This window comes from Klebsiella sp. F11 (assembly GCF_056712265.1).
The window spans coordinates 316,210-341,474 of the sequence record NZ_CM160060.1; the positions used below are offsets into that span (position 1 = coordinate 316,210).

Annotated in this window: 24 protein-coding genes; 18 read left to right on the forward strand and 6 right to left on the reverse strand. The window is 59.0% G+C overall.

Going from position 1 to position 25,265, the window contains the following annotated elements; genetic code table 11:
* Positions 1 to 34: 34 nt before the first annotated feature.
* The gene (zntA, locus tag AC1M2H_RS01610) at positions 35 to 2,227 is read right to left on the reverse strand and encodes a Zn(II)/Cd(II)/Pb(II) translocating P-type ATPase ZntA (protein ID WP_480150054.1); all 2,193 of its coding nucleotides are present in this window, start codon (positions 2,225 to 2,227) and stop codon (positions 35 to 37) included.
* Between the two features lie 78 nt (positions 2,228 to 2,305).
* The gene (locus AC1M2H_RS01615) at positions 2,306 to 2,932 is read right to left on the reverse strand and encodes a lysoplasmalogenase (RefSeq protein WP_480150055.1); all 627 of its coding nucleotides are present in this window, start codon (positions 2,930 to 2,932) and stop codon (positions 2,306 to 2,308) included.
* 191 nt (positions 2,933 to 3,123) lie between these two features.
* Here AC1M2H_RS01615 and AC1M2H_RS01620 point away from each other — a divergent pair, with 191 nt between their 5' ends.
* Positions 3,124 to 3,474, forward strand: a complete 351-nt coding sequence (locus AC1M2H_RS01620; RefSeq protein WP_480151818.1) for a DUF2500 domain-containing protein — start codon at positions 3,124 to 3,126, stop codon at positions 3,472 to 3,474.
* A gap of 11 nt (positions 3,475 to 3,485) precedes the next feature.
* On the opposite strand, the gene AC1M2H_RS01625 is transcribed toward AC1M2H_RS01620, so the two are convergent.
* Positions 3,486 to 3,764 carry a DUF1145 family protein gene (locus tag AC1M2H_RS01625; protein ID WP_480150056.1) on the reverse strand — a complete coding sequence of 93 codons (279 nt, stop codon included), beginning with the start codon at positions 3,762 to 3,764 and terminating at the stop codon, positions 3,486 to 3,488.
* Positions 3,754 to 4,350: a 16S rRNA (guanine(966)-N(2))-methyltransferase gene (gene rsmD, locus AC1M2H_RS01630; protein ID WP_480150057.1), complete on the reverse strand. Its 597-nt coding sequence runs from the start codon at positions 4,348 to 4,350 to the stop codon at positions 3,754 to 3,756. Before rsmD ends, AC1M2H_RS01625 begins: the two co-directional genes overlap by 11 nt.
* A gap of 193 nt (positions 4,351 to 4,543) precedes the next feature.
* On the opposite strand from rsmD, the gene ftsY reads away from it, so the two are divergent.
* The 6 genes from ftsY to livJ all read left to right on the forward strand — a co-directional run bounded on the left by ftsY (position 4,544) and on the right by livJ (position 11,737).
* Positions 4,544 to 6,118, forward strand: coding sequence for a signal recognition particle-docking protein FtsY (gene ftsY / locus AC1M2H_RS01635; protein ID WP_480150058.1), 1,575 nt, complete (start codon positions 4,544 to 4,546; stop codon positions 6,116 to 6,118).
* Positions 6,119 to 6,120: 2 nt separating this feature from the next.
* The gene (gene ftsE, locus AC1M2H_RS01640) at positions 6,121 to 6,789 is read left to right on the forward strand and encodes a cell division ATP-binding protein FtsE (RefSeq protein ID WP_004868565.1); all 669 of its coding nucleotides are present in this window, start codon (positions 6,121 to 6,123) and stop codon (positions 6,787 to 6,789) included.
* Positions 6,782 to 7,834, forward strand: a complete 1,053-nt coding sequence (gene ftsX, locus AC1M2H_RS01645) for a permease-like cell division protein FtsX (protein ID WP_480150059.1) — start codon at positions 6,782 to 6,784, stop codon at positions 7,832 to 7,834. Before ftsE ends, ftsX begins: the two co-directional genes overlap by 8 nt.
* A gap of 264 nt (positions 7,835 to 8,098) precedes the next feature.
* A complete protein-coding gene (rpoH, locus tag AC1M2H_RS01650; protein WP_041143056.1) occupies positions 8,099 to 8,953 on the forward strand; it encodes an RNA polymerase sigma factor RpoH in 855 nt (284 codons plus the stop codon).
* 169 nt (positions 8,954 to 9,122) lie between these two features.
* A complete protein-coding gene (locus tag AC1M2H_RS01655; RefSeq protein WP_480150060.1) occupies positions 9,123 to 10,388 on the forward strand; it encodes a 4-aminobutyrate--2-oxoglutarate transaminase in 1,266 nt (421 codons plus the stop codon).
* Positions 10,389 to 10,633: 245 nt separating this feature from the next.
* Positions 10,634 to 11,737: a branched chain amino acid ABC transporter substrate-binding protein LivJ gene (livJ, locus tag AC1M2H_RS01660; protein WP_480151819.1), complete on the forward strand. Its 1,104-nt coding sequence runs from the start codon at positions 10,634 to 10,636 to the stop codon at positions 11,735 to 11,737.
* A 326-nt stretch (positions 11,738 to 12,063) separates the two neighbouring features.
* On the opposite strand, the gene panM is transcribed toward livJ, so the two are convergent.
* A complete protein-coding gene (gene panM / locus AC1M2H_RS01665) occupies positions 12,064 to 12,447 on the reverse strand; it encodes an aspartate 1-decarboxylase autocleavage activator PanM (RefSeq protein ID WP_480150061.1) in 384 nt (127 codons plus the stop codon).
* A 421-nt stretch (positions 12,448 to 12,868) separates the two neighbouring features.
* Between panM and livK the strand changes: the two genes are divergently transcribed.
* The 10 genes from livK to ugpQ all read left to right on the forward strand — a co-directional run bounded on the left by livK (position 12,869) and on the right by ugpQ (position 23,040).
* Positions 12,869 to 13,978, forward strand: coding sequence for a high-affinity branched-chain amino acid ABC transporter substrate-binding protein LivK (gene livK, locus AC1M2H_RS01670; RefSeq protein ID WP_480150062.1), 1,110 nt, complete (start codon positions 12,869 to 12,871; stop codon positions 13,976 to 13,978).
* 156 nt (positions 13,979 to 14,134) lie between these two features.
* Positions 14,135 to 15,061, forward strand: coding sequence for a high-affinity branched-chain amino acid ABC transporter permease LivH (gene livH / locus AC1M2H_RS01675; protein ID WP_426813917.1), 927 nt, complete (start codon positions 14,135 to 14,137; stop codon positions 15,059 to 15,061).
* Entirely contained in the window at positions 15,058 to 16,335 is a 1,278-nt protein-coding gene (gene livM / locus AC1M2H_RS01680; protein ID WP_480150063.1) for a branched chain amino acid ABC transporter permease LivM, read from the forward strand. The genes livH and livM overlap by 4 nt, the downstream gene beginning before the upstream one ends.
* On the forward strand, positions 16,332 to 17,099 hold the full coding sequence (gene livG, locus AC1M2H_RS01685) for a high-affinity branched-chain amino acid ABC transporter ATP-binding protein LivG (protein WP_041143048.1): 768 nt from the start codon (positions 16,332 to 16,334) through the stop codon (positions 17,097 to 17,099). The genes livM and livG overlap by 4 nt, the downstream gene beginning before the upstream one ends.
* Before the next feature lie 2 nt (positions 17,100 to 17,101).
* Positions 17,102 to 17,815 (forward strand): high-affinity branched-chain amino acid ABC transporter ATP-binding protein LivF, encoded by a 714-nt coding sequence (gene livF / locus AC1M2H_RS01690; protein ID WP_480150064.1) that lies wholly within the window; start codon positions 17,102 to 17,104, stop codon positions 17,813 to 17,815.
* Between the two features lie 231 nt (positions 17,816 to 18,046).
* The gene (ugpB, locus tag AC1M2H_RS01695) at positions 18,047 to 19,363 is read left to right on the forward strand and encodes a sn-glycerol-3-phosphate ABC transporter substrate-binding protein UgpB (protein WP_480150065.1); all 1,317 of its coding nucleotides are present in this window, start codon (positions 18,047 to 18,049) and stop codon (positions 19,361 to 19,363) included.
* Positions 19,364 to 19,501: 138 nt separating this feature from the next.
* Positions 19,502 to 20,389: a sn-glycerol-3-phosphate ABC transporter permease UgpA gene (gene ugpA, locus AC1M2H_RS01700; RefSeq protein WP_480150066.1), complete on the forward strand. Its 888-nt coding sequence runs from the start codon at positions 19,502 to 19,504 to the stop codon at positions 20,387 to 20,389.
* Entirely contained in the window at positions 20,386 to 21,231 is an 846-nt protein-coding gene (gene ugpE / locus AC1M2H_RS01705) for a sn-glycerol-3-phosphate ABC transporter permease UgpE (protein WP_480150067.1), read from the forward strand. Before ugpA ends, ugpE begins: the two co-directional genes overlap by 4 nt.
* A gap of 1 nt (position 21,232) precedes the next feature.
* The gene (locus tag AC1M2H_RS01710; protein ID WP_331850229.1) at positions 21,233 to 22,303 is read left to right on the forward strand and encodes a sn-glycerol-3-phosphate import ATP-binding protein UgpC; all 1,071 of its coding nucleotides are present in this window, start codon (positions 21,233 to 21,235) and stop codon (positions 22,301 to 22,303) included.
* Positions 22,300 to 23,040 (forward strand): glycerophosphodiester phosphodiesterase, encoded by a 741-nt coding sequence (ugpQ, locus tag AC1M2H_RS01715; RefSeq protein ID WP_480150068.1) that lies wholly within the window; start codon positions 22,300 to 22,302, stop codon positions 23,038 to 23,040. Before AC1M2H_RS01710 ends, ugpQ begins: the two co-directional genes overlap by 4 nt.
* An 18-nt stretch (positions 23,041 to 23,058) precedes the next feature.
* Here ugpQ and AC1M2H_RS01720 read toward each other — a convergent pair whose 3' ends face one another.
* Positions 23,059 to 23,385, reverse strand: coding sequence for a DUF2756 family protein (locus tag AC1M2H_RS01720; RefSeq protein ID WP_480150069.1), 327 nt, complete (start codon positions 23,383 to 23,385; stop codon positions 23,059 to 23,061).
* Between the two features lie 120 nt (positions 23,386 to 23,505).
* On the opposite strand from AC1M2H_RS01720, the gene ggt reads away from it, so the two are divergent.
* On the forward strand, positions 23,506 to 25,248 hold the full coding sequence (ggt, locus tag AC1M2H_RS01725; protein ID WP_480150070.1) for a gamma-glutamyltransferase: 1,743 nt from the start codon (positions 23,506 to 23,508) through the stop codon (positions 25,246 to 25,248).
* The last annotated feature ends 17 nt before the right edge of the window (positions 25,249 to 25,265 follow it).

Genomic DNA, 25,265 nt, shown 5'->3' on the forward strand with positions numbered 1-25,265 from the left:
CCGGTAAGCTCTGCGCCGCCGGGGAGCGTCCCGGCTACTTCTGGCGCAGCAGCCGCAGGGCGTTGGCGGTGACCAGCACCGTGGCGCCGGTATCCGCCAGCACCGCCAGCCACAGTCCGGTCAGGCCGAGCAGCGTGGTGACCAGGAAAATCCCCTTCAGACCCAGCGCTATGGCAATGTTCTGCCGGATATTGGCGTGGGTGGCGCGGGCCAGCGAAATCATCTGCGCGAGGCCGGTTAAGCGGTTATGGGTTAACGCCGCATCGGCGGTCTCCAGCGCCACGTCGGTGCCGCTGCCCATCGCAATGCCGATGGTGGCCGCCTTCATCGCCGGCGCGTCGTTGATGCCGTCGCCGACCATCGCCAGCGGCGCTTCGGCGTTGAGCGCCATCACCGCCGTGACCTTATCGGCAGGCAGCAGCCCGGCGCGGAACGTCAGCCCCAGCTCTCCGGCGATGGCCGCCGCCGCGCGCGGGTTATCGCCGGTGAGGATCACCCCCTGTACGCCGAGCTGACGCAGCGCGTCCACCGCCTGGCGGGCGTCGTCGCGTAGGGTATCGCGCAGCGCCAGAATGCCGAGCAGGAGATCCTCACGCAGCACCAGCACCACCGTCTGTCCGGCGCTCTCCAGCTGCCGAATCTGCTCTTCGTACTCTGCCGCCGCCCCTTTACCCGCCGCGCAAATCAGCACCCGACGGCCTTCGACTTCGGCTTCTATGCCGGAACCGGCCAGCGCCCGCTGGCCGCTGGCGACAGGGAGATTCAGCCCCCGCTGCTGCGCTTCGCGGACGATGGCCTGGGCCAGCGGATGGCTGGAGCCCTGCTCCACCGCGGCGGCCAGCGCCAGCAGGCCGTTCTCATCGATGTCGGCGGTGACAATCGTCGCGCTCACGCGCGGCTGGCCGACGGTCAGGGTGCCGGTTTTATCAAAGGCGACCTGGCGAACCTGCCCGAGCTGCTCAAGCGCGGCGCCGCCCTTAATCAGCGCGCCGCGACGGGCCGCGACCGCCAGCCCGGAGGTGATTGCCGCCGGAGTGGAAATGACCAGCGCGCACGGGCAGCCGATCAGCAGCAGCGTCAGCCCCTTATAGATCCACGGCAGCCAGGCGCCGGCAAAAAACAGCGGCGGTACGATAGCCACCAGCAGGGCGACGAGCATAATGGCCGGGGTATAAATACGGCTAAAGCGATCGATAAAGCGCTCAATGGGCGCCCGCCGCTCTTCGGCTTCCTCAATCAGCTTGAGGATACGATCGATCGCGCTGTCGCCGGGTTCGGAGATAACCGTCAGCTGCACCAGACGGTCAACGCTGGTGGCGCCCGCCGCCACGCGCTCGCCGGAGCTGCGCTCCACCGGGACCGATTCGCCGGTTAACGCGCTCTCATCGAAGCTGGCAAACGGCGTCATCAGCCGACCATCGGCGGGCAGGCGCCCGCCGGCGGCGACCTCAATCAGATCGCCGGGGCGCAGGTCGCGCTGGGCGACGGTTTCCCGCACGCCGTCGCGGACCCGCGTGGCGGTATCGGGCTTGAGGGCCATAAGCGCGCTGACGCCCTGGCGAGCGCGGCTGGCGGCCCAGCCTTCAAGGCGTTCGCCGATCAGGAACAGCAGCAGCACCATCGCGGCTTCGGCGGTGGCGCCGATAAACAGCGCGCCGATGGCGGCGACGCTCATCAGAGTCTCGATGGCGAACCAGCTGCCGCTTTTGATCAGCCGCAGCGCCTGGCGCGCGACCGGCCACAGGCCAACGAGGGTAGTGGCAACGAAGGCCAGCTCGCCGAAGGGATGGTTAAACTGCTCCAGCCCCCAGCTCAGGGCCATCATTAGCACCAGGGTTATCAGCGGCAGATTCTCCCGCAGCCGGGAGGTTTCCTGCTGCGGAGCATCTTCATCGCGCAGCCTGTAGCCCGCCGAGCGTACCGCGCTTTCTACCTGCGGGCGGATATCGCTCCCGGCGTTCACCAGCAGCTTTTCCGTGGCAAACAGCACCTGCACCTGGCTGACGCCCGGCACCTGGCGTACCGCGTTCTCAACCTTGCGGGCGCAGGCGGCGCAGTCCATGCCGTCGACCAGCCAGCTGTAGCGCGCATCGTTCAGGGGCTCTTCGCGGGTTTTCGCCGCGCAGGAGGCATCCGTACAGCAGTCGTCGGGCTGTGCGGCTACGGGTTTTAATGTGAATGACGAGAACTGGGGGACTTTTTTGTCCTGAGCTTCTGGAGTCGACATGACACCCTCCGGGTAATGATAATTTTCTCATTGCCCAGAGGATACACTCTGGAGTCGACTCCAGAGTCAAGGGTTAAATTAGAGGTATAGCGCGCGCACGATCAGGAAGTGTCCGGCGAAGTAGAACGCGGCGGCAATGGCGTTATCGGCGCGAAAGCGGCGGCGATAGTGGCTGACCAGCCAGACAATATTGCCCAGCAGCAGGAAGGCGGCGCCGATAAAGCCGGAGAGGGCGGTATCGGTCGGGCGCACGAACCACAGCTCTCCCGCCAGCCAGACCATCACCAGCGTCATGCCGATAAAGGTGAAGACCGGCAGACGCATCTCTTCCAGCCGGCTCCAGATAATTGCCAGCAGCAGCGCGCCAACGACCAGCAGCACCAGCGGCAGCGGCCAGAAAAATGACAGCGTCATCTGGCTGGCAAACCAGATGGTATAGAGCAGGTGCGAAAGGAAGAAGGCGCCGACGGCGTACATCACCCGCTGGCGCGGCAGCAGGGTCAGCGCGTCGCCGACCAGCGAGGCGCACAGGCCGGCCAGCACCAGATAGCTGATGGCGTTGAACATCGGCGCCTGCCAGGCAAGGAGCAGCAGCAGAATCAGCGTGACGGGTTTAAACAACCAGCGTTGCCAGGTTGGTCCACGGTAGGACGCATCGACATAAAGCCATGCGGAAAAACAGACAGCAATAAACGACCAAAGCATAGTGAGTCCCTGTATCTGTTATCGCTATACCCCTCGCCTTGCGGGCCGCAACCCGCCATGCATAGGGTATAAGTAGTTGTACTGATGGTACTAAAACTCAGTGTAGTGGCTCGGGCGGGCAGATGACAACGTTAATCAAGGCGCGGTATGCTGATTCCTGAGAATTCCTGGGAGTAAGACGAATGGGCAAGATCCCGCTGTTTTTTATTATTGTCGTGGCCATCATTGTGATAGCGGCATCGGTGCGCTACGCGCAGCAGCGACGGGAAAATAGAGACAACGACGCTGCGCCGCTGCTGCAAAGGCAGGTAGTGGTGAGCAATAAGCGGGAAAGAGTGATTAACGATCGCCGCTCGCGCCAGCAAACCGTCGCTCCGGCCGGCAGCGAGATGCGCTATGACGCCAGCTTCAGGCCGGAAACCGGCGGGCTCGAAGTCAGTTTTCGTCTCGAAGAGGCGCAGTATTATGCGCTTAGCGTGGGTGACAGGGGAGTGCTGAGCTACAGAGGCTCAAGGTTCGTCGCGTTTACGCCAGATCCCTGAGCCTGCCGCCATCACTTCTTACGCAGGGTGGCCTTGAGCTTTTTCTGCCAGGCGACCAGCTCGAACACGCCGAAGATAAAAATGCGCACCTGCTCGAAGCGGCCCAGCGGCGGCGCATCTTTCGGCTGAGTAGCCTTCAGCAGCGTCAGCTGCAGGCCGTGCATCAGGATCATAAAGATCAGCGCGACGTTGACGAAAATATTCAGCGGCTTAGGGAAAGGCTGAAACAGGTTTAACAGCAAAAACGCCCATACGCACAGCATCAGTGCCCGGCCCAGATTAATCAGCATTCTTTTCTCCTTGTGCCTCTCGTTGATAGAGGCGGTAGGCAACCTGTCCGGCCACTTTCTCACGATACAGGTGCCAGTTTTCCGGTACCGGCGGTAGGCCATTTTCGACTTCGCTCTCGACGTAGATCAGCGCCTCATCGGCGAGCCAGCCGTTGTTCTCCAGCAGCCGCAGCGTCTCTTCCAGCAGCCCTTTGCGAAAAGGCGGATCGACGAACGCTATCTGGTGCGGCGTGCCGGGCTGATTAAGCCAGGTCAGGGTATTGGCGTTGACCACCGTGCCGTTGCCGGCTTTCAGGGTCGCCAGGTTATTCTGCAGCTGTTGGGCAACGCCGCGCTCCATCTCCAGCAGCGTGGCGCTGCCCGCGTAGCGGGAAAGCGCCTCCAGCCCCAGCGCGCCGCTGCCGGCAAAGCAGTCCAGGCAGAGCGCGTCAACCATAGACGGCGCCAGCCAGTTAAAAAGGGTTTCACGAACCCGGTCGGTGGTCGGGCGCAGGCCCGGGCTCTCCGGCACCGGTAGCTTTCGGCCCCGCCACTGTCCGCCGATAATGCGGATCTGGCCGCTGCCTGCGTGGTTTGGTTTCTTCATCTCTCTGCTCAAGTCTCAACTTCCAGCCTGCTATTCTAGCGATCGAAGGCGGATGACGAAACCTTAATCCGGGGGCGGTGATGCGCGTTACGTTAAGTGATAGACTATCTGACTAATTTCATTATTTTTCAGCTTCCGCGACCGAATATGCCGAAGCTGTGCCATGAATAATCAGCGAGGAGTGTAGTCGCAAATGGCGAAAGAGAAAAAACGTGGCTTCTTTTCCTGGCTGGGCTTTGGACAAAAAGAGCAGGCGCCGGAAACGGAAGTTGAGCAAAAAGTAGAAGGGCAGCAGGACGCTGCGGAGCAGGCTCCTGCCGTGGAAGCGCCGGCTGAGGCCGTCGTTGCACCTGAGGCCGAAACGGAGCGCGCCCCGGCGCCGGAGCAAGCGGACCCGGAGGCCTTTGCCGCTGAGGTGGTTGAGGTTACCGAACAGGTTGTCGAAAGCGAGCAGCCTCATCCGGTCGCAGAAAGCATCGTGGAAGAGGCGGTTCAGCCGGCGGCAGCGATAGACGCTGTGCCGGCCGTTAGCGAAGCGACGGAAGAACTTGCCGCCGAGCCGGCTGTCGTAGAGCCGGAAGCTGCACCGGTCGTCGTCGAAGAAGCGCCGGTAGAAGAGCCGCTGGTGGAAGAGGTGATTGCTCAGCCGGCGGTTGCTGAAGCGCTTGTTGAACAGCTGCCGGAAGAAATTATCGCCCAACCGCAGGCCGCCGTCGTGGAAGAGGCGCTGATTGAGGACGAACCTGCGCTGTCGGACGATGAGCTGGAAGCCCAGGCGCTGGCGGCGGAAGCCGAGGAAGAGGACGAGCCGCAGGAAGCCGCTCAGATCGAGCAGGAAAAGCCGACGAAAGAGGGTTTCTTCGCCCGACTCAAGCGCAGCCTGGTTAAAACCAAACAGAACCTCGGTTCCGGATTTATCAGTCTGTTCCGCGGCAAAAAAATAGATGATGATCTCTTTGACGAGCTGGAAGAGCAGCTGCTGATTGCCGACGTGGGCGTGGAAACGACGCGTAAGATTATTAGCCACCTTACCGAAGGCGCCAGCCGCAAGCAGCTCCGCGATGCCGAAGCGCTGTATGGCCTGTTGAAAGAAGAGATGGGCGATATTCTGGCTAAGGTTGACGAGCCGCTGAACGTTGAAGGGAAAACGCCGTTTGTTATTCTGATGGTTGGCGTTAACGGCGTGGGTAAAACCACCACCATCGGCAAGCTGGCGCGTCAGTTTGAGCAGCAGGGCAAATCGGTGATGCTGGCCGCCGGGGATACCTTCCGCGCCGCCGCGGTCGAGCAGCTGCAGGTCTGGGGTCAGCGGAATAATATTCCGGTGATTGCGCAGCATACCGGCGCGGACTCGGCTTCGGTTATTTTCGACGCCATTCAGGCCGCCAGGGCGCGCAACGTTGACGTCCTGATTGCCGATACGGCGGGCCGTCTGCAGAATAAATCGCACCTGATGGAAGAATTGAAGAAAATCGTCCGCGTGATGAAGAAGCTGGATGAAAATGCGCCGCATGAAGTGATGCTGACAATTGATGCCAGCACCGGGCAGAACGCGATTAGCCAGGCCAAACTGTTCCATGAGGCCGTTGGCCTGACCGGCATCACGCTGACCAAACTGGACGGCACCGCGAAAGGTGGGGTTATCTTCTCGGTCGCTGACCAGTTCGGCATTCCGATTCGCTATATTGGCGTTGGTGAACGTATTGAGGATCTACGTCCGTTTAACGCGGGCGACTTTATTGAGGCACTTTTTGCCCGAGAGGATTAATAATGATTCGCTTTGAACAAGTCAGCAAAGCCTATCTCGGTGGGAGACAAGCGCTGCAGGGGGTGAACTTCCACCTGCAGTCGGGCGAGATGGCGTTCCTGACCGGCCACTCCGGCGCGGGGAAAAGTACCCTGCTCAAGCTTATCTGCGGCATCGAGCGGCCGAGCGCCGGCAAAATTTTGTTCGGCGGCCACGATATCAGCCGCCTGAAGAGCCGCGAGGTGCCGTTTTTGCGCCGCCAGATCGGCATGATTTTCCAGGATCACCACCTGCTGATGGATCGCACGGTGTTTGATAACGTGGCGATCCCGCTGATTATTGCCGGCGCCAGCGGCGACGATATTCGCCGCCGGGTATCGGCCGCGCTGGATAAAGTCGGGCTGCTGGACAAAGCGAAAAATCTTCCTATCCAACTCTCCGGCGGCGAGCAGCAGCGCGTGGGCATCGCCCGGGCGGTGGTGAACAAGCCGGCGGTGCTGCTGGCGGATGAACCGACCGGTAACCTCGATGAGGCGCTCTCGGAGGGGATTTTACGTCTGTTTGAAGAGTTTAACCGCGTAGGGGTCACGGTTCTGATGGCGACGCACGACCTGGGGCTGATCTCCAGTCGTTCGTATCGCATGCTGACCCTGAGCGACGGGCATATGCACGGAGGCCACTGGGGTGAATAAGCGCGACGCAATAAACCACATTCGCCAGTTTGGCAGCCGATTTGACCGCATCCGCAATGCCGCAGGGGCAGGCGGCGGGCGCAATGCGCCGAAGCGGCCGAAAGCGGCGCCGAATCCGGCTTCTCGTAAAAGTAACGTTTTCAATGAGCAGGTGCGCTACGCCTGGCACGGCGCGGTTCAGGATCTGAAAAGCACGCCGCTGGCGACCTTCCTGACCGTCATGGTTATCGCCATTTCGCTGACGCTGCCGAGCGTGTGCTACATGGTGTACAAAAACGTGAACAGCGCGGCATCGCAGTACTATCCATCGCCGCAGATCACCGTTTATCTGGAGAAGACGCTGGACGATGACGCCGCGGCGCGGGTGGTCGGGCAGCTGCAGGCAGAGCAGGGCGTGGAGAAGGTCAACTATCTGTCGCGGGATGAAGCTTTAGGCGAGTTCCGCAACTGGTCCGGCTTTGGCGGCGCGCTGGATATGCTGGAAGAGAACCCGCTGCCGGCGGTGGCGATTGTCGTGCCGAAGCTGGATTTTCAGGGAACCGACTCGCTCAACACCCTGCGCGATCGGATTAAGCATATCCAGGGAATCGACGAAGTCCGTATGGATGACAGCTGGTTTGCGCGCCTCTCCTCGCTGACCGGGCTGGTTGGCCGCGTCTCGGCGCTGATCGGCGTGCTGATGGTGGCCGCCGTGTTCCTGGTGATCGGCAACAGCGTGCGTCTGAGCATCTTTGCCCGCCGCGACACCATTAACGTGCAGAAGCTGATTGGCGCGACCGACGGTTTTATCCTGCGTCCGTTCCTCTACGGCGGCGCGCTGCTGGGCTTCTGCGGCGCGTTCCTGTCGCTGATCCTGTCGGAGATTATGGTGATGCGCCTGTCATCGGCGGTAACGGAAGTAGCGAAAGTGTTCGGTACTCAGTTTGAGCTCAGCGGCTTAGGCTTCGACGAGTGTCTGCTGATGCTGATCGTCTGCTCGATGATCGGCTGGGTCGCGGCCTGGCTGGCGACGGTGCAACATTTACGTCACTTTACTCCCGATTAAAAATTTTCTGGTATAATCTTTCCCTGCACTGACTGAATGTCTCTCTGCAGGGAAAGAGTCCCGGTCGTCTCTTCCCTACGCTTCATCTCCATGTCACATTTTGTGCGTAATGTATTCACACCGTTGCATGGAACTTGTGGATAAAATCACTGTCTGATACTAATGTGGGTGATATTCTCGTTGCTCATAAACGCTGGCATGTTTGTTGCCCGGCTGTCTAAGCGGGAACTGTCGCGCCAGACGATATCGATTGAGAGGATTTGAATGACCAAAGATATGCAAACTTTAGCCTTAGCCCCCGTTGGTAACCTGGAATCCTATATCCGGGCTGCGAACACATGGCCGATGTTATCGGCCGATGAAGAGCGGGAGCTTGCTGAAAAGCTGCATTACCAGGGCGATCTGGAAGCAGCGAAAAGGCTGATCCTGTCTCACCTGCGCTTTGTTGTTCATATTGCTCGTAACTACTCGGGCTATGGCCTGCCGCAGGCGGACCTGATTCAGGAAGGCAACATCGGCCTGATGAAAGCCGTACGCCGTTTTAATCCGGAAGTCGGCGTGCGCTTGGTCTCTTTTGCCGTGCACTGGATCAAGGCCGAAATTCACGAATACGTTCTGCGTAACTGGCGTATTGTGAAAGTCGCGACTACCAAAGCCCAGCGTAAGCTGTTCTTTAACCTGCGTAAAACCAAGCAGCGTCTGGGCTGGTTTAACCAGGATGAAGTCGAAATGGTGGCCCGCGAGCTGGGCGTGTCGAGCAAAGACGTGCGCGAGATGGAATCGCGTATGGCGGCGCAGGACATGACCTTCGACATGTCGTCGGACGACGAGTCCGATAGCCAGCCGATGGCGCCGGTGCTCTATCTGCAGGATAAAACGTCCAACTTTGCCGACGGCATTGAAGACGATAACTGGGAAGAGCAGGCGGCAAACAAGCTGACCGACGCGATGCAGGGCCTGGACGAGCGTAGCCAGGATATTATTCGCGCCCGCTGGCTGGATGAAGACAACAAGTCCACGCTGCAGGAGCTGGCGGATCGCTACGGTGTATCGGCCGAGCGCGTGCGCCAGCTTGAAAAGAACGCCATGAAGAAACTGCGTACCGCCATCGAAGCGTAAATCCGATCGGTACCAAAAGAAGCCCTCGCTACCCCAGCGGGGCTTTTTGTTTTTTATCCCTCCACGCTTCTGCCATATTAATTTCTTCTTCCGCTGGGCTTGAATGCCGGGCAGGCGCTATTGTTTTTAGAGAGGCATGGCTTACTCAATTCATGAAGGGAGAAGGCGGGTGAAAAATAACGATCTTAATCAGCGTCGCCAGCAGGCGACGCCGCGCGGCGTGGGCGTGATGTGCGATTTCTACGCGCAAAAGGCCGAGAACGCCACGCTGTGGGATATCGAAGGCCGGGAGTTTATCGATTTCGCGGCGGGAATTGCGGTGCTTAATACCGGGCACCGGCATCCCAAAGTTGTCGCCGCGGTGGCCTCGCAGCTGGAGGCCTTTACCCATACGGCCTATCAGATTGTCCCCTACGCCGGCTACGTCACGCTGGCGGAACGCATCAACGCTTTGGTTCCGGTCTCCGGCGCCGTGAAAACGGCCTTCTTCTCTACCGGCGCGGAAGCGGTAGAGAATGCGGTCAAAATTGCCCGCGCCTGGACCCGCCGCCCGGGAATCATCACCTTTGGCGGCGCTTTCCACGGCCGAACCTACATGACGATGGCGCTGACCGGTAAGGTGGCTCCCTATAAAATCGGCTTCGGTCCGTTCCCGGGTTCCGTTTTCCACGCTCAGTACCCCAATTCGCTGCACGGCGTCAGCAGCGAAGAGGCGATAAAAAGCCTCGAGCGCCTCTTCAAAGCCGATATCGCCGCGGATCAGGTGGCGGCCATCGTTATTGAGCCGGTGCAGGGCGAGGGCGGGTTTAACGTTGCGCCAGCTGGGTTTATGCAGGCGCTGCGCGCGCTGTGCGATACCCACGGCATCCTGCTGATTGCGGATGAGGTGCAGTCCGGCTTTGGGCGAACCGGCAAGCTGTTTGCGATGGAGCACCATAGCGTGCAGCCAGACCTGATAACCATGGCGAAAAGCCTGGCGGGCGGAATGCCGCTGTCGGCGGTTGCCGGGCGGGCGGAGGTGATGGATGCCCCGGCGCCGGGCGGTCTCGGCGGAACCTACGCCGGCAACCCGCTGGCGATTGCCGCCGCCCACGCGGTGCTGGATGTGATCGCCGAAGAGCAGCTTTGCCAGCGGGCAAACGAGCTCGGCCACCATCTGGTTGAAGTCCTTGAGCAGGCTAAAGCGACGTGCCCGCAGATTGCCGACGTCCGCGGGCGGGGGTCGATGATTGCGGTAGAGTTTTTCGATCCGCAAACCGGCGAGCCGTCGAGCGCGTTCGCCCAGACCGTCCAGCAGCGCGCTCTGGCTGAAGGGCTGCTGCTGCTGACCTGCGGCGTTTACGGCAACGTTATCCGCTTCCTCTACCCGCTAACCATCCCCGATGCGCAATTCCGCCAGGCGCTGACGATTATCCAGCGCGCGCTGGCCGCGTAACCTCACATCTCGCCACTCTGCGGAGTGGCGTTCTGCTTCAGTCACATAACTGTTACATAACCTAAAAAATTGTTGTTTCAAATTCTGAAAAATGGCATATGTTCTAGCATAGTGTGCTGCAAAGGCGCGAGCGGCAGACCTTAATCTAGCTATCATATGCTTTTCTTATGTGATTAATTAGAATAATGCGCTAAAAAACAACATCACAACAAATGCAAAAAACCATAATAGTGGGGAGCTTCAGGATGAATATGAAGGGTAAAGCGTTACTGGCAGGATGTATCGCCTTGATAATGAGCAACGCAGCGCTGGCGGAAGATATCAAAATTGCCGTAGTGGGAGCGATGTCTGGCCCGGTGGCGCAGTATGGCGATCAGGAGTTTACCGGCGCTGAGCAGGCGGTTAGCGATATTAACGCGAAGGGCGGCATCAAAGGCAATAAGCTGCAAATCGTAAAATATGATGACGCCTGCGACCCGAAACAGGCGGTAGCGGTGGCCAACAAGGTCGTCAACGACGGCATTAAGTACGTGATCGGCCACTTATGCTCCTCTTCTACCCAGCCGGCGTCCGATATCTATGAAGACGAAGGCATTCTGATGATCACCCCGGCCGCAACGGCGCCGGAGCTGACCGCGCGCGGATATAAAATGATTCTGCGCACCACCGGCCTTGATTCTGACCAGGGCCCGACGGCGGCGAAATATATCATCGATAAAGTTAAACCTCAGCGTATCGCGATCGTGCATGACAAGCAGCAATATGGCGAAGGCCTGGCGCGTGCGGTGCAGGATGGCCTGAAAAAAGGCGGCGCTAACGTCGTGTTCTTTGACGGTATTACCGCCGGTGAGAAAGATTTCTCCACGCTGGTGGCGCGCCTGAAGAAAGAGAATATCGACTTCGTCTACTACGGCGGCTATCACCCGGAAATGGGACAGATTCTGCGTCAATCGCGTGCGGCCGGCCTGAAAACGCAGTTTATGGGACCGGAAGGCGTAGCGAACGTTTCCCTGTCTAACATTGCCGGTCAGTCCGCTGAAGGCATGCTGGTCACCAAACCGAAGAACTACGACCAGGTGCCGGCGAACAAACCGATCGTTGACGCCATCAAGGCGAAAAAACAGGATCCGAGCGGCGCGTTTGTCTGGACTACCTACGCGGCGATCCAGTCGCTGCAGGCGGGCCTGAACCAGTCTGAAGACCCGTCGGCCATTGCGAAATACCTGAAGGCAAACTCCGTTGATACCGTGATGGGACCGCTGTCATGGGATGAGAAGGGCGACCTGAAAGGCTTCGAGTTCGGCGTGTTTACCTGGCATGCGGATGGCACCGCCACCGACGCCAAATAATTTAACCTTCGCCTTTCACGCTACAGGTGCGTTGGCTGCGCTCCTCAACCCCGGTCACTTACTAATGTAAGCTTCCGGGGATTTCAGAGCTTGCCGCCTGCCTGTAGCGCGAAATTCTCGGTTAAATAAATTGTCAATTTGTAGGCCGGATAAGAGAAAAATCCTGGTTAAATGAATGGTCAATTTGCTACCTGGAAAAGAGGGTGGTTATGGGTGAAATGAGAGTGATATCGTTGCCTGGATAAAGGTCATGCTGAATAAGCTGAAGCAATCATCGCCCGGATAAGGTGTGATGTGCCGCTATCCGGGATTCTCCCGCTGCGTTTTTAATGCTTTTCCCAACCGCCGTCATGGGCGCTGAAGCCCAGGGCCTGCATAAACGCTGACATGACGCGTGGGTCTTCAATGTCGCTATTCGCCATCCGCCAGCGAATGATTTGTGGATTTCTTTGCAGCACTTCTTCCAGCAGATACTGCCCGACGCCGCGACGACGGGTGACTTCACGCACGCAAAGCGCGCTCAGCTCGCCCTCGGCGCCGTCTAAGGTCACGCAAACGGCGGCCAGCAGGCGCTCGTTAAAGCGGGCGGCGTAAATAGCGTGGCTCTCATCCACGGGAACCTCGGCCAGATCGCGCGATAGCCAGATTTTCCCTAAATCAATGCGATCCTGATCGCTGAAGTGCGTTAAACGAATAATGGTCAGTTTCATGTGCGGCAAGTCCAGTCAAAACGGATGCGCCAGTGTACCGAAAATGACTCCCCGGCGGAGCGCTGTTTTTGGCGACTTCATCAGGTGATTCGTTTTCCTGGTACGGGCAGGCTAGCGCAATACGTCATGGATCGAAAAATAAGCAGAGTTTTAACCTAAAATGCAGCGTTTTATTCCGCCATATGTATCGTTATTTTATGCTGGAAACGGGTCTTTTTTTGTTTATCTTCTGGTTAATACAGAATATTATCTCTGCTTAATCGCCTGAAAAATAGAGATTTTAATCTGGTTTCAGGTAAAAAACTGCGCTAAACCATTAAAGATCATGGTAAAAGTAGCGTTGTTTAATAAAAGCACAGAATGCTTTTTAACCATAAAAATACAAAATATTTACACCAAATCACGAACGGGGTTCTGAAGCATGAAAAGGAATGCGAAAACAATCATTGCGGGATTAGTCGCACTGACCATGTCGCACGCGGTAATTGCCAAAGAGATAAAAGTCGCCGTCGTTGGCGCGATGTCTGGCCCGGTAGCGCAATGGGGCGATATGGAGTTCAACGGCGCGCGTCAGGCAATTAAAGATATTAACGCCCAGGGCGGGGTTAAGGGCGATAAGCTGGTTGGCGTGGAGTTCGACGATGCCTGCGACCCGAAACAGGCCGTCGCGGTGGCGAACAAAATCGTTAACGAAGGGATTAAATACGTTATCGGCCACCTCTGCTCCTCCTCAACGCAGCCGGCTTCGGATATCTACGAAGATGAAGGCATTCTGATGATCTCTCCGGGGGCCACTAACCCCGAGCTGACCCAGCGCGGCTATCAGTACATCATGCGCACCGCCGGCCTCGACTCCTCGCAGGGGCCGACCGCCGCAAAATATATTCTGGAAAAGGTTAAACCGCAGCGTATTGCTATCATTCATGACAAGCAGCAGTACGGTGAAGGCCTGGCGCGTTCGGTCCAGGAGAATCTGAAAAAAGGCAACGCCAACATCGTCTTCTTCGACGGGATTACCGCCGGTGAGAAAGACTTCTCGGCGCTGCTTTCTCGCCTGCAGAAAGAGAATATTGATTTCGTCTACTACGGCGGCTATTACCCGGAAATGGGCCAGATGCTGCGCCAGGCGCGGGCCAACGGGCTGAAAACCGTCTTTATGGGTCCTGAGGGCGTGGGCAATGCCTCGCTGTCTAATATCGCGGGCGCCGCGGCGGAAGGCATGCTGGTGACGATGCCAAAACGCTATGACCAGGATCCGGCAAACGGCGCTATCGTTGACGCGCTGAAAGCGGAGAAAAAAGATCCGAGCGGGCCGTACGTCTGGATTACCTACGCTGCCGTGCAGTCCTTAGCCCAGGCGATGGACAGAAGCAGCAGCCAGGAGCCGCTGGACTTAATCAAAGATCTGAAAGCTCACGGCGCGAAAACCGTGATTGGGCCGCTGAATTGGGACGAAAAAGGCGATTTGAAGGGATTTGAGTTTGGTGTCTTCCAGTGGCACGCGGATGGGTCATCCTCGGCCGCAAAATAAGACAACCACTCGTCATGGTTTGAGCCGCGGATGCGTCGCCGACGCTTATCCGCCCCGGAGCTCCCGGGGAGGGGAAAGTTTGCCGTCCGTCCGCCGCTCGAGTCGTTGAGAGTGGGATTCAACATCCCGCCTTGTCGGGTTTAGAAAGGTTACCTTATGTCCGAGCAGTTTCTCTACTTTCTGCAGCAGATGTTTAACGGCGTCACGCTGGGCAGTACCTATGCGCTGATCGCCATCGGTTACACGATGGTATACGGCATTATTGGCATGATTAACTTCGCCCACGGCGAGGTGTATATGATAGGCAGCTACGTCTCCTTCATGATCATTGCCGCGCTGATGATGATGGGCATCGACACCGGCTGGCTGCTGGTTGCCGCCGGATTCGTCGGGGCGATCATTATTGCCAGCGCCTATGGCTGGAGCATTGAACGCGTGGCCTATCGACCGGTACGCAGCTCCAAGCGCCTGATTGCGCTGATTTCCGCTATCGGGATGTCAATCTTCCTGCAAAACTACGTCAGCCTGACGGAAGGGTCGCGCGACGTGGCGCTGCCGAGCCTGTTTAACGGCCAGTGGACGGTGGGCAGCAGCGAAAACTTCTCTGCTACGATCACCACCATGCAGCTGGTGATTTGGATCGTCACCTTTGTGGCGATGCTGGCGCTGACGCTGTTTATCCGCTACTCGCGCATGGGCCGCGCCTGCCGCGCCTGCGCGGAAGACCTGAAGATGGCCAGCCTGCTGGGCATTAACACCGATCGCGTGATTGCCCTGACCTTTGTTATCGGCGCCGCGATGGCGGCGGTCGCCGGGGTACTGCTCGGCCAGTTCTACGGCGTTATCAACCCCTATATTGGCTTTATGGCCGGGATGAAAGCCTTTACCGCCGCGGTACTGGGCGGTATCGGCAGTATTCCTGGCGCGATGATCGGCGGCCTGATTCTGGGGATCGCCGAAGCGCTCTCCTCCGCCTATCTCAGCACCGAATATAAAGACGTGGTCTCCTTCGCGCTGCTGATTCTGGTGCTGTTAGTGATGCCTACCGGCATCCTCGGTCGCCCGGAGGTTGAGAAAGTATGAAACCGATGCATATTGCAATGGCGCTGCTCTCTGCGGTGATGTTCTTTATTCTGGCTGGCGTCTTTATGGGCGTGCAGCTGGAGCTGGACGGCACCCGGCTGGTCGTGGATACCGCGGCGGATATCCGCTGGCAGTGGATCTTCATCGGCACGGCGGTGGTCTTCCTCTTCCAGCTGATGCGCCCGCTGTTCCAGAAAACCCTGAAAAACGTCTCCGGGCCGAAGTTTATTCTGCCGGCCATCGACGGGTCGACGGTTAAGCAGAAGCTGTTCCTGGTGGCGCTGCTGGTCATCGCCGTCGCGTGGCCGTTTATGGTATCGCGCGGCACGGTGGATATCGCCACCCTGACCATGATTTACATCATCCTCGGCCTGGGGCTGAACGTGGTGGTGGGGCTGTCCGGCCTGCTGGTGCTCGGCTACGGCGGCTTCTACGCTATCGGCGCCTATACCTTCGCGCTGCTGAACCACTATTACGGCCTCGGCTTCTGGACCTGCCTGCCGCTGGCGGGGCTGGTCTCGGCCGCCGCGGGCTTCCTGCTGGGCTTCCCGGTGCTGCGCCTGCGCGGTGACTATCTGGCGATCGTGACCCTCGGCTTCGGTGAAATCGTGCGTATTTTACTGCTCAATAACACCGAGGTAACCGGCGGCCCGAACGGCATCAGCCAGATCCCTAAGCCGACGCTGTTTGGCCTCGAGTTTAGCCGCAGCGCGCGCGAAGGCGGATGGGATACCTTCAGCAACTTCTTTGGCGTCAAATACGACCCCAGCGATCGGGTGATTTTCCTCTACCTGGTGGCGCTGCTGCTGGTGGTCCTCTCGCTGTTCGTGATTAACCGCCTGCTGCGCATGCCGCTGGGCCGCGCGTGGGAAGCGCTGCGTGAAGATGAGATTGCCTGCCGTTCTCTGGGCCTCAATCCGACGCGCATCAAGCTGACCGCCTTTACCATCAGCGCCGCGTTTGCCGGTTTCGCCGGGACGCTGTTTGCCGCCCGCCAGGGCTTCGTTAGTCCGGAATCCTTTACCTTCGCCGAGTCGGCCTTCGTGCTGGCCATCGTCGTGCTGGGCGGAATGGGCTCGCAGTTCGCGGTCATTCTGGCGGCTATTTTACTGGTGGTATCGCGCGAGCTGATGCGTGATTTCAACGAATACAGCATGCTGATGCTGGGCGGTCTGATGGTGCTGATGATGATCTGGCGTCCGCAGGGTCTGCTGCCGATGACGCGCCCGCAGCTGAAGCTGAAAAAAGGTCAGGCCAAAGGAGAGCAGGCATGAGTCAGCCATTATTATCCGTAAGCGGCCTGATGATGCGCTTTGGCGGCCTGCTGGCGGTCAACAACGTGTCGCTCGAGCTGCGCCCGCAGGAAATTGTTTCGCTGATCGGCCCTAACGGCGCCGGGAAGACCACGGTGTTTAACTGCCTCACCGGCTTCTATAAGCCGACCGGCGGTTCGATTATGCTGCGCGACCAGCACCTGGAAGGGCTGCCGGGTCAGCAGATTGCCCGCATGGGCGTCGTGCGTACCTTCCAGCACGTGCGCCTGTTCCGCGAGATGACGGTGATTGAAAACCTGCTGGTGGCGCAGCATCAGCAGCTGAAAACCGGCGTCTTCTCCGGGCTGCTGAAAACGCCGACCTTCCGCCGCGCGCAGAGCGAAGCGCTGGATCGCGCCGCCGCCTGGCTCGAGCGTATCGGCCTGCTGGAGCAGGCTAACCGCCAGGCCAGCAACCTCGCCTACGGCGATCAGCGGCGGCTGGAGATCGCCCGCTGCATGGTGACGCAGCCGGAAATCCTGATGCTCGACGAACCGGCGGCGGGTCTGAACCCCAAAGAGACCAAGGAGCTCGACGAGCTGATCGCCGAGCTGCGCAGTCATCACAACACCACCATCCTGCTGATTGAGCACGATATGAAGCTGGTGATGGGCATTTCCGATCGCATTTACGTGGTAAACCAGGGCACGCCGCTGGCCAACGGAACGCCGGAAGAGATCCGCAACAACCCGGACGTGATCCGCGCATACCTTGGTGAGGCATAAGCATGGAAAAAGTGATGTTATCTTTTGACAACGTAAGCGCCCACTACGGCAAGATTCAGGCGCTGCATAACGTCAGCCTGCATATCAATCAGGGTGAGATTGTGACCCTGATTGGCGCCAACGGCGCGGGTAAAACCACGCTGCTTGGCACCCTGTGCGGCGACCCGCGCGCCAGCAGCGGAAAGGTGGTGTTTGACGGTAATGATATTACCGACTGGCAGACCGCGAAAATCATGCGTGAAGCGGTGGCGATTGTTCCGGAAGGGCGTCGCGTCTTCTCGCGTATGACGGTTGAAGAGAACCTCGCGATGGGCGGCTTCTTTGCCGACCGTGACCAGTTCCAGACCCGCATTAAGTGGGTATACGAACTGTTCCCGCGTCTGCTTGAGCGCCGCATCCAGCGCGCGGGCACCATGTCCGGCGGCGAACAGCAGATGCTGGCGATTGGCCGCGCGCTGATGAGCCAGCCGCGCCTGCTGTTGCTTGATGAGCCTTCTCTGGGCCTGGCACCGATTATTATTCAGCAGATTTTCAACACCATCGAACAGCTGCGCGAGCAGGGAATGACCATTTTCCTCGTTGAGCAGAACGCCAACCAGGCGCTGAAGCTCGCCGATCGCGGCTACGTGCTGGAAAACGGCCACGTGGTGCTTGAGGATACGGGCGATGCCCTGCTGGCTAACGAAGCGGTGCGTAGTGCCTATCTGGGAGGATAATCCAATCCTTTCACGCTAATTCCCGGCCACCCGGCCGGGATATCCCCTTGACGTGTCGCAGCTCCCACTTTCCAGTCTCCGATCTTTCATCGTCTTGCCATCTCTCTGACGCCTTACTATCTTTTTTTTGTAATAAAAGAGTTATTTTTCTGTAATTCGAGCATGTCATGTTACCCCCGCGAACATCAAACGCGTGAAATCGCGCATCTGGAACAACAAGAGAGATAACCGATGATATCGTTACGACATACGGCTTTAGGACTGGCGCTTAGCCTGGCATTTGCCGGCCAGGCCCTCGCAGTAACTACCATTCCGTTCTGGCACTCAATGGAAGGGGAGCTGGGTAAGGAAGTTGATTCTCTGGCGCAGCGTTTCAACGAAGCCAATCCGGATTACAAAATTACGCCGGTGTACAAAGGTAACTACGAGCAGAGCCTGAGCGCCGGTATCGCCGCATTCCGTACCGGCAACGCCCCGGCGATCCTCCAGGTTTATGAAGTGGGCACCGCGACGATGATGGCGTCGAAGGCCATCAAGCCGGTGTATCAGGTCTTCACCGATGCGGGCATTAAGTTTGATGAGTCGCAGTTCGTGCCGACCGTTTCCGGCTACTACACCGATTCTAAAACCGGCCATCTGCTCTCCCAGCCGTTTAACAGCTCCACTCCGGTGCTGTACTACAACAAAGACGCCTTCAAAAAAGCCGGCTTAGACCCGGAGCAGCCGCCGAAAACCTGGCAGGATCTGGCCGCCTATACCGCGAAGCTGAAGGCCGCCGGAATGAAGTGCGGCTACGCCAGCGGCTGGCAGGGCTGGATTCAGATTGAGAACTTCAGCGCCTGGCACGGTCTGCCGGTGGCCACTAAGAACAACGGCTTCGACGGTACCGACGCGGTTCTGGAGTTCAACAAGCCGGAGCAGGTGAAGCATATCACCATGCTGGAAGCGATGAACAAGAAGGGCGACTTCAGCTATTTCGGGCGTAAAGACGAGTCCACCGAGAAGTTCTATAACGGCGACTGCGCGATTACCACCGCCTCCTCCGGTTCGCTGGCTGATATCCGCCAGTACGCCAAATTCAACTACGGCGTCGGCATGATGCCGTACGATGCCGACGTTAAGGGCGCGCCGCAGAACGCCATTATCGGTGGGGCGAGCCTGTGGGTCATGCAGGGCAAAGATAAAGAGACCTACACCGGGGTGGCGAAATTCCTCGAGTTCCTCACAAAACCGGAAATCGCTGCGGAATGGCACCAGAAAACCGGCTATCTGCCGATCACTACCGCCGCTTACGATCTGACCCGTCAGCAGGGCTTCTATGATAAGAACCCCGGCGCCGATATCGCCACCCGTCAGATGCTGAACAAGCCGCCGCTGCCGTTCACCAAAGGCCTGCGCCTGGGCAATATGCCGCAGATCCGCAACGTTGTGGACGAGGAGCTGGAAAGCGTATGGACCGGCAAGAAAACCCCGCAGCAGGCGCTGGATTCAGCGGTTGAGCGCGGTGACCAGCTGCTGCGTCGTTTCGAGCAGTCGACTAAGTCGTAACGTATTGATGCCGATTGATTCAGGGCAGTAGATACAACGGACGTTCCCCGGTAGCGCTGCGCTTACCGGGGGATTCTGCCTTTGGCGATCGCCGCCAACAGCGAATCATTTGGCCTCATTGAGCAAAAGAGTAACCTCATGTCATCAACCCGTCCGGTATTCCGCTCGCGCTGGCTGCCCTATCTGCTGGTTGCGCCGCAGCTGATTATCACCATTATTTTCTTTATCTGGCCCGCCGGCGAAGCGCTGTGGTATTCGCTGCAGAGCGTCGATCCTTTTGGTCTCTCCAGCCAGTTCGTCGGCCTGGATAACTTCGTCACTCTGTTTCACGACCCGTACTATCTGGACTCATTCTGGACCACCATCAAGTTCAGCTCGCTGGTGACGTTCAGCGGTCTGATCGTTTCGCTGTTCTTCGCCGCGCTGGTCGACTACGTGATACGCGGCAGCCGCCTTTATCAGACGCTGATGCTGCTGCCCTACGCCGTCGCGCCCGCGGTCGCCGCGGTGCTGTGGATTTTCCTCTTTAACCCGGGGCGCGGGCTGATCACCCATTTCCTCGCCGAGATGGGCTACGACTGGAACCACGCGCAAAACAGCGGCCAGGCGATGTTCCTCGTGGTGTTTGCGTCGGTATGGAAGCAGATTAGCTACAACTTCCTGTTCTTCTTTGCCGCGCTGCAGTCGATCCCGCGCTCGCTGGTGGAAGCCGCGGCAATTGACGGGGCCGGTCCGATCCGCCGCTTCTTCAAGCTGGCGCTGCCGCTGATTGCGCCGGTGAGCTTCTTCCTGCTGGTCGTTAACCTGGTTTACGCCTTCTTCGATACCTTCCCGGTTATCGATGCCGCCACCGCCGGCGGTCCGGTTCAGGCGACGACGACGCTGATTTATAAGATCTACCGTGAAGGTTTTGCCGGGCTCGATCTCTCCGCTTCCGCCGCGCAGTCGGTGGTGCTGATGATGCTGGTGATTGTGCTGACGGTGGTTCAGTTCCGCTATGTTGAACGTAAGGTGCGCTACCAATGATTGAGAACCGCCCCGGGCTGACGATTTTCAGCCACACCATGCTGATTGCGGGGATTGCCGTCATTCTGTTTCCGCTGTACGTCGCTTTTGTCGCGGCCACGCTGGACAACAAGGCGGTCTTCGAGACGCCGATGACGCTGATCCCCGGCGGCCATCTTCTGGAAAATATGGCCATTATCTGGAAACAGGGCGTGGGGGCCAACAGCGCGCCGTTCTGGCTGATGATGCTCAACAGCTTCATCATGGCGTTCAGTATTACGGTGGGCAAAATCGTGGTGTCGATGCTGTCGGCGTTCGCCATCGTCTGGTTCCGCTTTCCGCTGCGCAACCTGTTCTTCTGGATGATTTTTATCACCCTGATGCTGCCGGTTGAGGTGCGAATCTTCCCGACGGTGGAGGTGATTGCCAACCTGAAGATGCTCGATAGCTACGCCGGCCTGACGCTGCCGCTGATGGCCTCGGCGACCGCCACCTTCCTGTTCCGCCAGTTCTTTATGACCCTGCCGGATGAGCTGATTGAAGCGGCGCGCATCGACGGCGCCTCGCCGATGCGCTTTTTCCGCGACATCGTGCTGCCGCTATCGAAAACCAATCTCGCGGCGCTGTTTGTGATCACCTTTATCTACGGCTGGAACCAGTATCTGTGGCCGCTGCTGATTATTCAGGACGTTAATCTCGGCACCGCGGTGGCGGGTATCAAAGGCATGATCGCCACCGGCGAGGGCACCACGCAGTGGAATCAGGTGATGGCGGCGATGCTGCTGACGCTGATTCCCCCGGTTGTTATCGTTTTAGCCATGCAGCGTGCGTTTGTGCGCGGTTTAGTGGACAGTGAGAAATAAAATGGCAGGACTTAAACTACAGGCAGTAACCAAAAGCTGGGATGGCAAAACCCAGGTGATTCAGCCGCTGACGCTGGACGTCGCGGACGGGGAGTTTATTGTAATGGTCGGGCCTTCCGGCTGCGGCAAATCGACGCTGCTGCGGATGGTGGCCGGGCTTGAGCGGGTGACCAGCGGCGATATCTGGATTAACCGCCAGCGCGTCACCGAGATGGAGCCGAAGGATCGCGGCATCGCGATGGTGTTCCAGAACTACGCCCTCTACCCGCATATGAGCGTGGAGGAGAATATGGCCTGGGGGCTGAAAATTCGCGGGATGGGCAAAAGCCTGATTGACGAGCGGGTGCAGGAAGCAGCGCGCATTCTGGAGCTCGATGGCCTGCTCAAGCGCCGCCCGCGCGAACTCTCCGGCGGCCAGCGCCAGCGTGTGGCGATGGGCCGCGCCATCGTTCGCGACCCGGCGGTATTCCTGTTTGATGAGCCGCTGTCGAACCTTGACGCCAAGCTGCGCGTGCAGATGCGCCTGGAGCTTCAGCAGCTGCACCGGCGGCTGAAAACCACCTCGCTGTACGTCACCCACGATCAGGTCGAGGCGATGACCCTTGCCCAGCGGGTGATGGTGATGAATAAAGGCGTGGCCGAGCAGATTGGCACGCCGGTAGAGGTTTATGAAAAGCCGGCCAGCCGCTTTGTAGCGAGCTTTATCGGCAGCCCGGCGATGAACCTGCTGGACGGCCGCATCAGCGATGACGGCAGCCGTTTTGAACTGGAAGGCGGCCTGCGCCTGCCGATCAATAGCGAGCATCGTCGCCACGCCGGGCGTAAGATGACCCTCGGTATCCGTCCGGAGCATTTTGCCGCAGGCCCCGAAACGGAGGGCGGCGTACCGCTGGTGATGGATACGCTGGAAATTTTAGGTGCCGATAACCTCGCCCACGGGCGCTGGGGCGAGCAGAAGCTGGTCGTCAGGCTGCCACATCAGCAGCGCCCGGCGGCGGGCAGCACGCTGTGGCTGCATCTGCCGCAGGATCATCTGCACCTCTTTGATGGTGAAACAGGACAACGCGCATGAGTAACTGGCCTTACCCCCATATCGTCGCCCATCGCGGCGGCGGAAAGCTGGCGCCGGAGAATACCCTCGCCGCTATCGACACCGGCGCTCGCTTTGGTCATACCATGATCGAGTTCGACGCCAAGCTGTCGAAGGACGGGCAAATCTTTTTGCTGCACGACGATAACCTCGAGCGTACCAGCAACGGCTGGGGCGTGGCGGGCGAGCTGGCGTGGCACGAGCTGCTGAACGTCGATGCGGGAAGCTGGTTCGGCCGCGAATTTAAAGGCGAACCGCTGCCGCTGCTCTCCGCCGTGGCGGAGCGCTGCCGTAAGCTGAACATGATGGCCAATATCGAAATTAAGCCCACCACCGGCACCGGCCCGCTGACCGGCAGGGTGGTGGCCTTAGCGGCCCGCGAGCTGTGGTACGGCATGACCGCGCCGCTGCTCTCATCGTTTGAAATTGACGCCCTGGAAGCGGCGCAGCAGGCGGCGCCGGAGCTGCCGCGCGGGCTACTGCTGGACGAGTGGCGTGAGGACTGGCGCGAACTGACCGCCTGGCTGGGCTGCGTGTCGATTCACCTCAACCATAAGCTGCTCGATGAAGAACGGGTGGCGAGCCTGAAGGCCGCCGGCCTGCATATTCTGGTGTATACCGTTAATAAACCCCAGCGCGCCGCCGAGCTGCTGCGCTGGGGTGTCGACAGCATCTGTACCGATGCGATAGACGTCATCGGCCCCAACTTCCAGCCGTAATCCGCCGGCAGGCGGCCTTTACGGGGCCGCCCGCCGCGGCAGCATGCCACCGTTATTATTCGGCAGCACCTGCTGCTGCGACGGGTTCAAATTTCCGCTCTGCGATACGCGCTGCTGGCCGTTATTCAGCTGCGTCTGCAGATGCTGCTGCTGAGCGCGCGTCTGGTTCTGTATATCCTGCTTGAGCATGTTCTGGTGCTGCTGCTGCTGGGCCTGCATCTGGTTTTGCATCCGCTGCTGGCTGGGGACGACATACCCCGGCTGGTTGGGATTGTTGGTGGTATTAAGCGGCTGCGCCAGGACGGTCAACGGCATCAGCGCCGCCAGAAATAGGATTGCTTTCATTATTCTCTCCTCCCGTGCGTGGGATCGCTTAAGTGTATCTCCTTTTCGGCATAACAATGATTTTTTAGGACTTATAAACCAGGCTTATGCAGGGATAAAAACACATTCAGGAGTATGGCAATGATAACAACACTATTCTGGCGTCAGGCGGTCATCGCATTGCTGCTGGCGGGCGGGAGTTTTACCGTCGCCGCAAGTCCCGCCCCGCCTCCCGTATCCTACGGCGTTGAAGAGGACGTCTTTCACCCGGTTCGCGCCCGGCAGGGGATGGTGGCGTCGGTTGACGCGCTGGCCACCCGCGTGGGCGTGGATATCTTGCGCCAGGGAGGAAACGCCGTCGATGCGGCGGTCGCCGTGGGCTATGCGCTGGCGGTCACGCACCCGCAGGCGGGCAATATTGGCGGCGGCGGCTTTATGATGCTGCGCACCAAAGATGGCAAAACGACGGCCATTGATTTCCGCGAAATGGCGCCGGAGCAGGCGACCCGCGATATGTTCCTCGATGATCAGGGCAACCCGGACAGCAAAAAGTCGCTGACCTCGCATCTCGCTTCCGGCACGCCGGGCAGCGTGGCCGGCTTCTCGCTGGCGCTGGAAAAATACGGCACCATGCCGCTGAACAAGGTGATCCGCCCGGCGATTAAGCTGGCCGAAGAGGGCTTCACGGTCAACGATGCGCTGGCGGACGACCTGAAGACCTACGGCAGCGAGGTGATTCCGGAACACGCCAACAGCCGGGCGATCTTCTGGAAAAACGGTGAGCCGCTGAAAAAGGGCGACAAGCTGGTGCAAAAACAGCTGGGGAAAAGCCTGGAGCTGATCGCCGAGCACGGACCGGACGCCTTTTATAAAGGGGCGATTGCCGATCAGATCGCCGATGAGATGCAAAAAAACGGCGGGCTGATCACCAAAGCGGACCTGGCGAACTACCGGGCGGTGGAGCGCACGCCGATAAGCGGCGACTACCGCGGCTACCAGGTGTTCTCGATGCCGCCGCCTTCCTCCGGGGGGATCCACATCGTGCAGATCCTCAATATCCTCGAAAACTTCGATATGCATAAGTTCGGCTTCGGCAGCGCGGACGCTATGCAGGTGATGGCGGAAGCGGAGAAGCGCGCCTATGCCGATCGCTCGGAGTATCTTGGCGACCCGGATTTTGTCAAGGTTCCGTGGCAGGCGCTGACCAGCAAGGCCTACGCCAAATCGATAGCCGAACAGATCGATATTAACAAAGCGAAACCCTCCAGCCAGATCCGCCCGGGCAAGCTGGCGCCTTACGAGAGCAATCAGACCACTCACTTCTCGGTGGTGGATAAAGACGGCAATGCGGTGGCGGTGACCTACACGCTGAATACCACTTTTGGCACCGGCATTGTGGCGGGGAACTCCGGTATTTTGATGAATAATCAGATGGATGATTTCTCGGCCAAGCCCGGCGTGCCCAACGTCTACGGGCTGGTGGGCGGCGACGCCAACGCCGTCGGGCCGAAAAAGCGCCCGCTGTCGTCAATGTCGCCGACGATTGTGGTCAAGGATGGCAAAACCTGGCTGGTGACCGGCAGCCCGGGCGGCAGCCGTATTATCACGACAGTGCTGCAAATGGTGGTGAACTCCATCGATTTTGGAATGAACGTGGCGGAAGCTACCAACGCGCCGCGCTTCCATCACCAGTGGCTGCCCGATGAGCTGCGGGTGGAAAAGGGCTTTAGCCCGGATACCCTGAAGCTGTTGACGGAAAGAGGGCAGAAGGTGGCGCAGAAAGAGGCGATGGGCAGTACGCAAAGCATTATGGTCGGCCCGGACGGCACGCTGTACGGCGCATCTGACCCGCGTTCGCCGGGTGATTTAACCGCCGGATACTAAGCGCGATCTTAACCCTC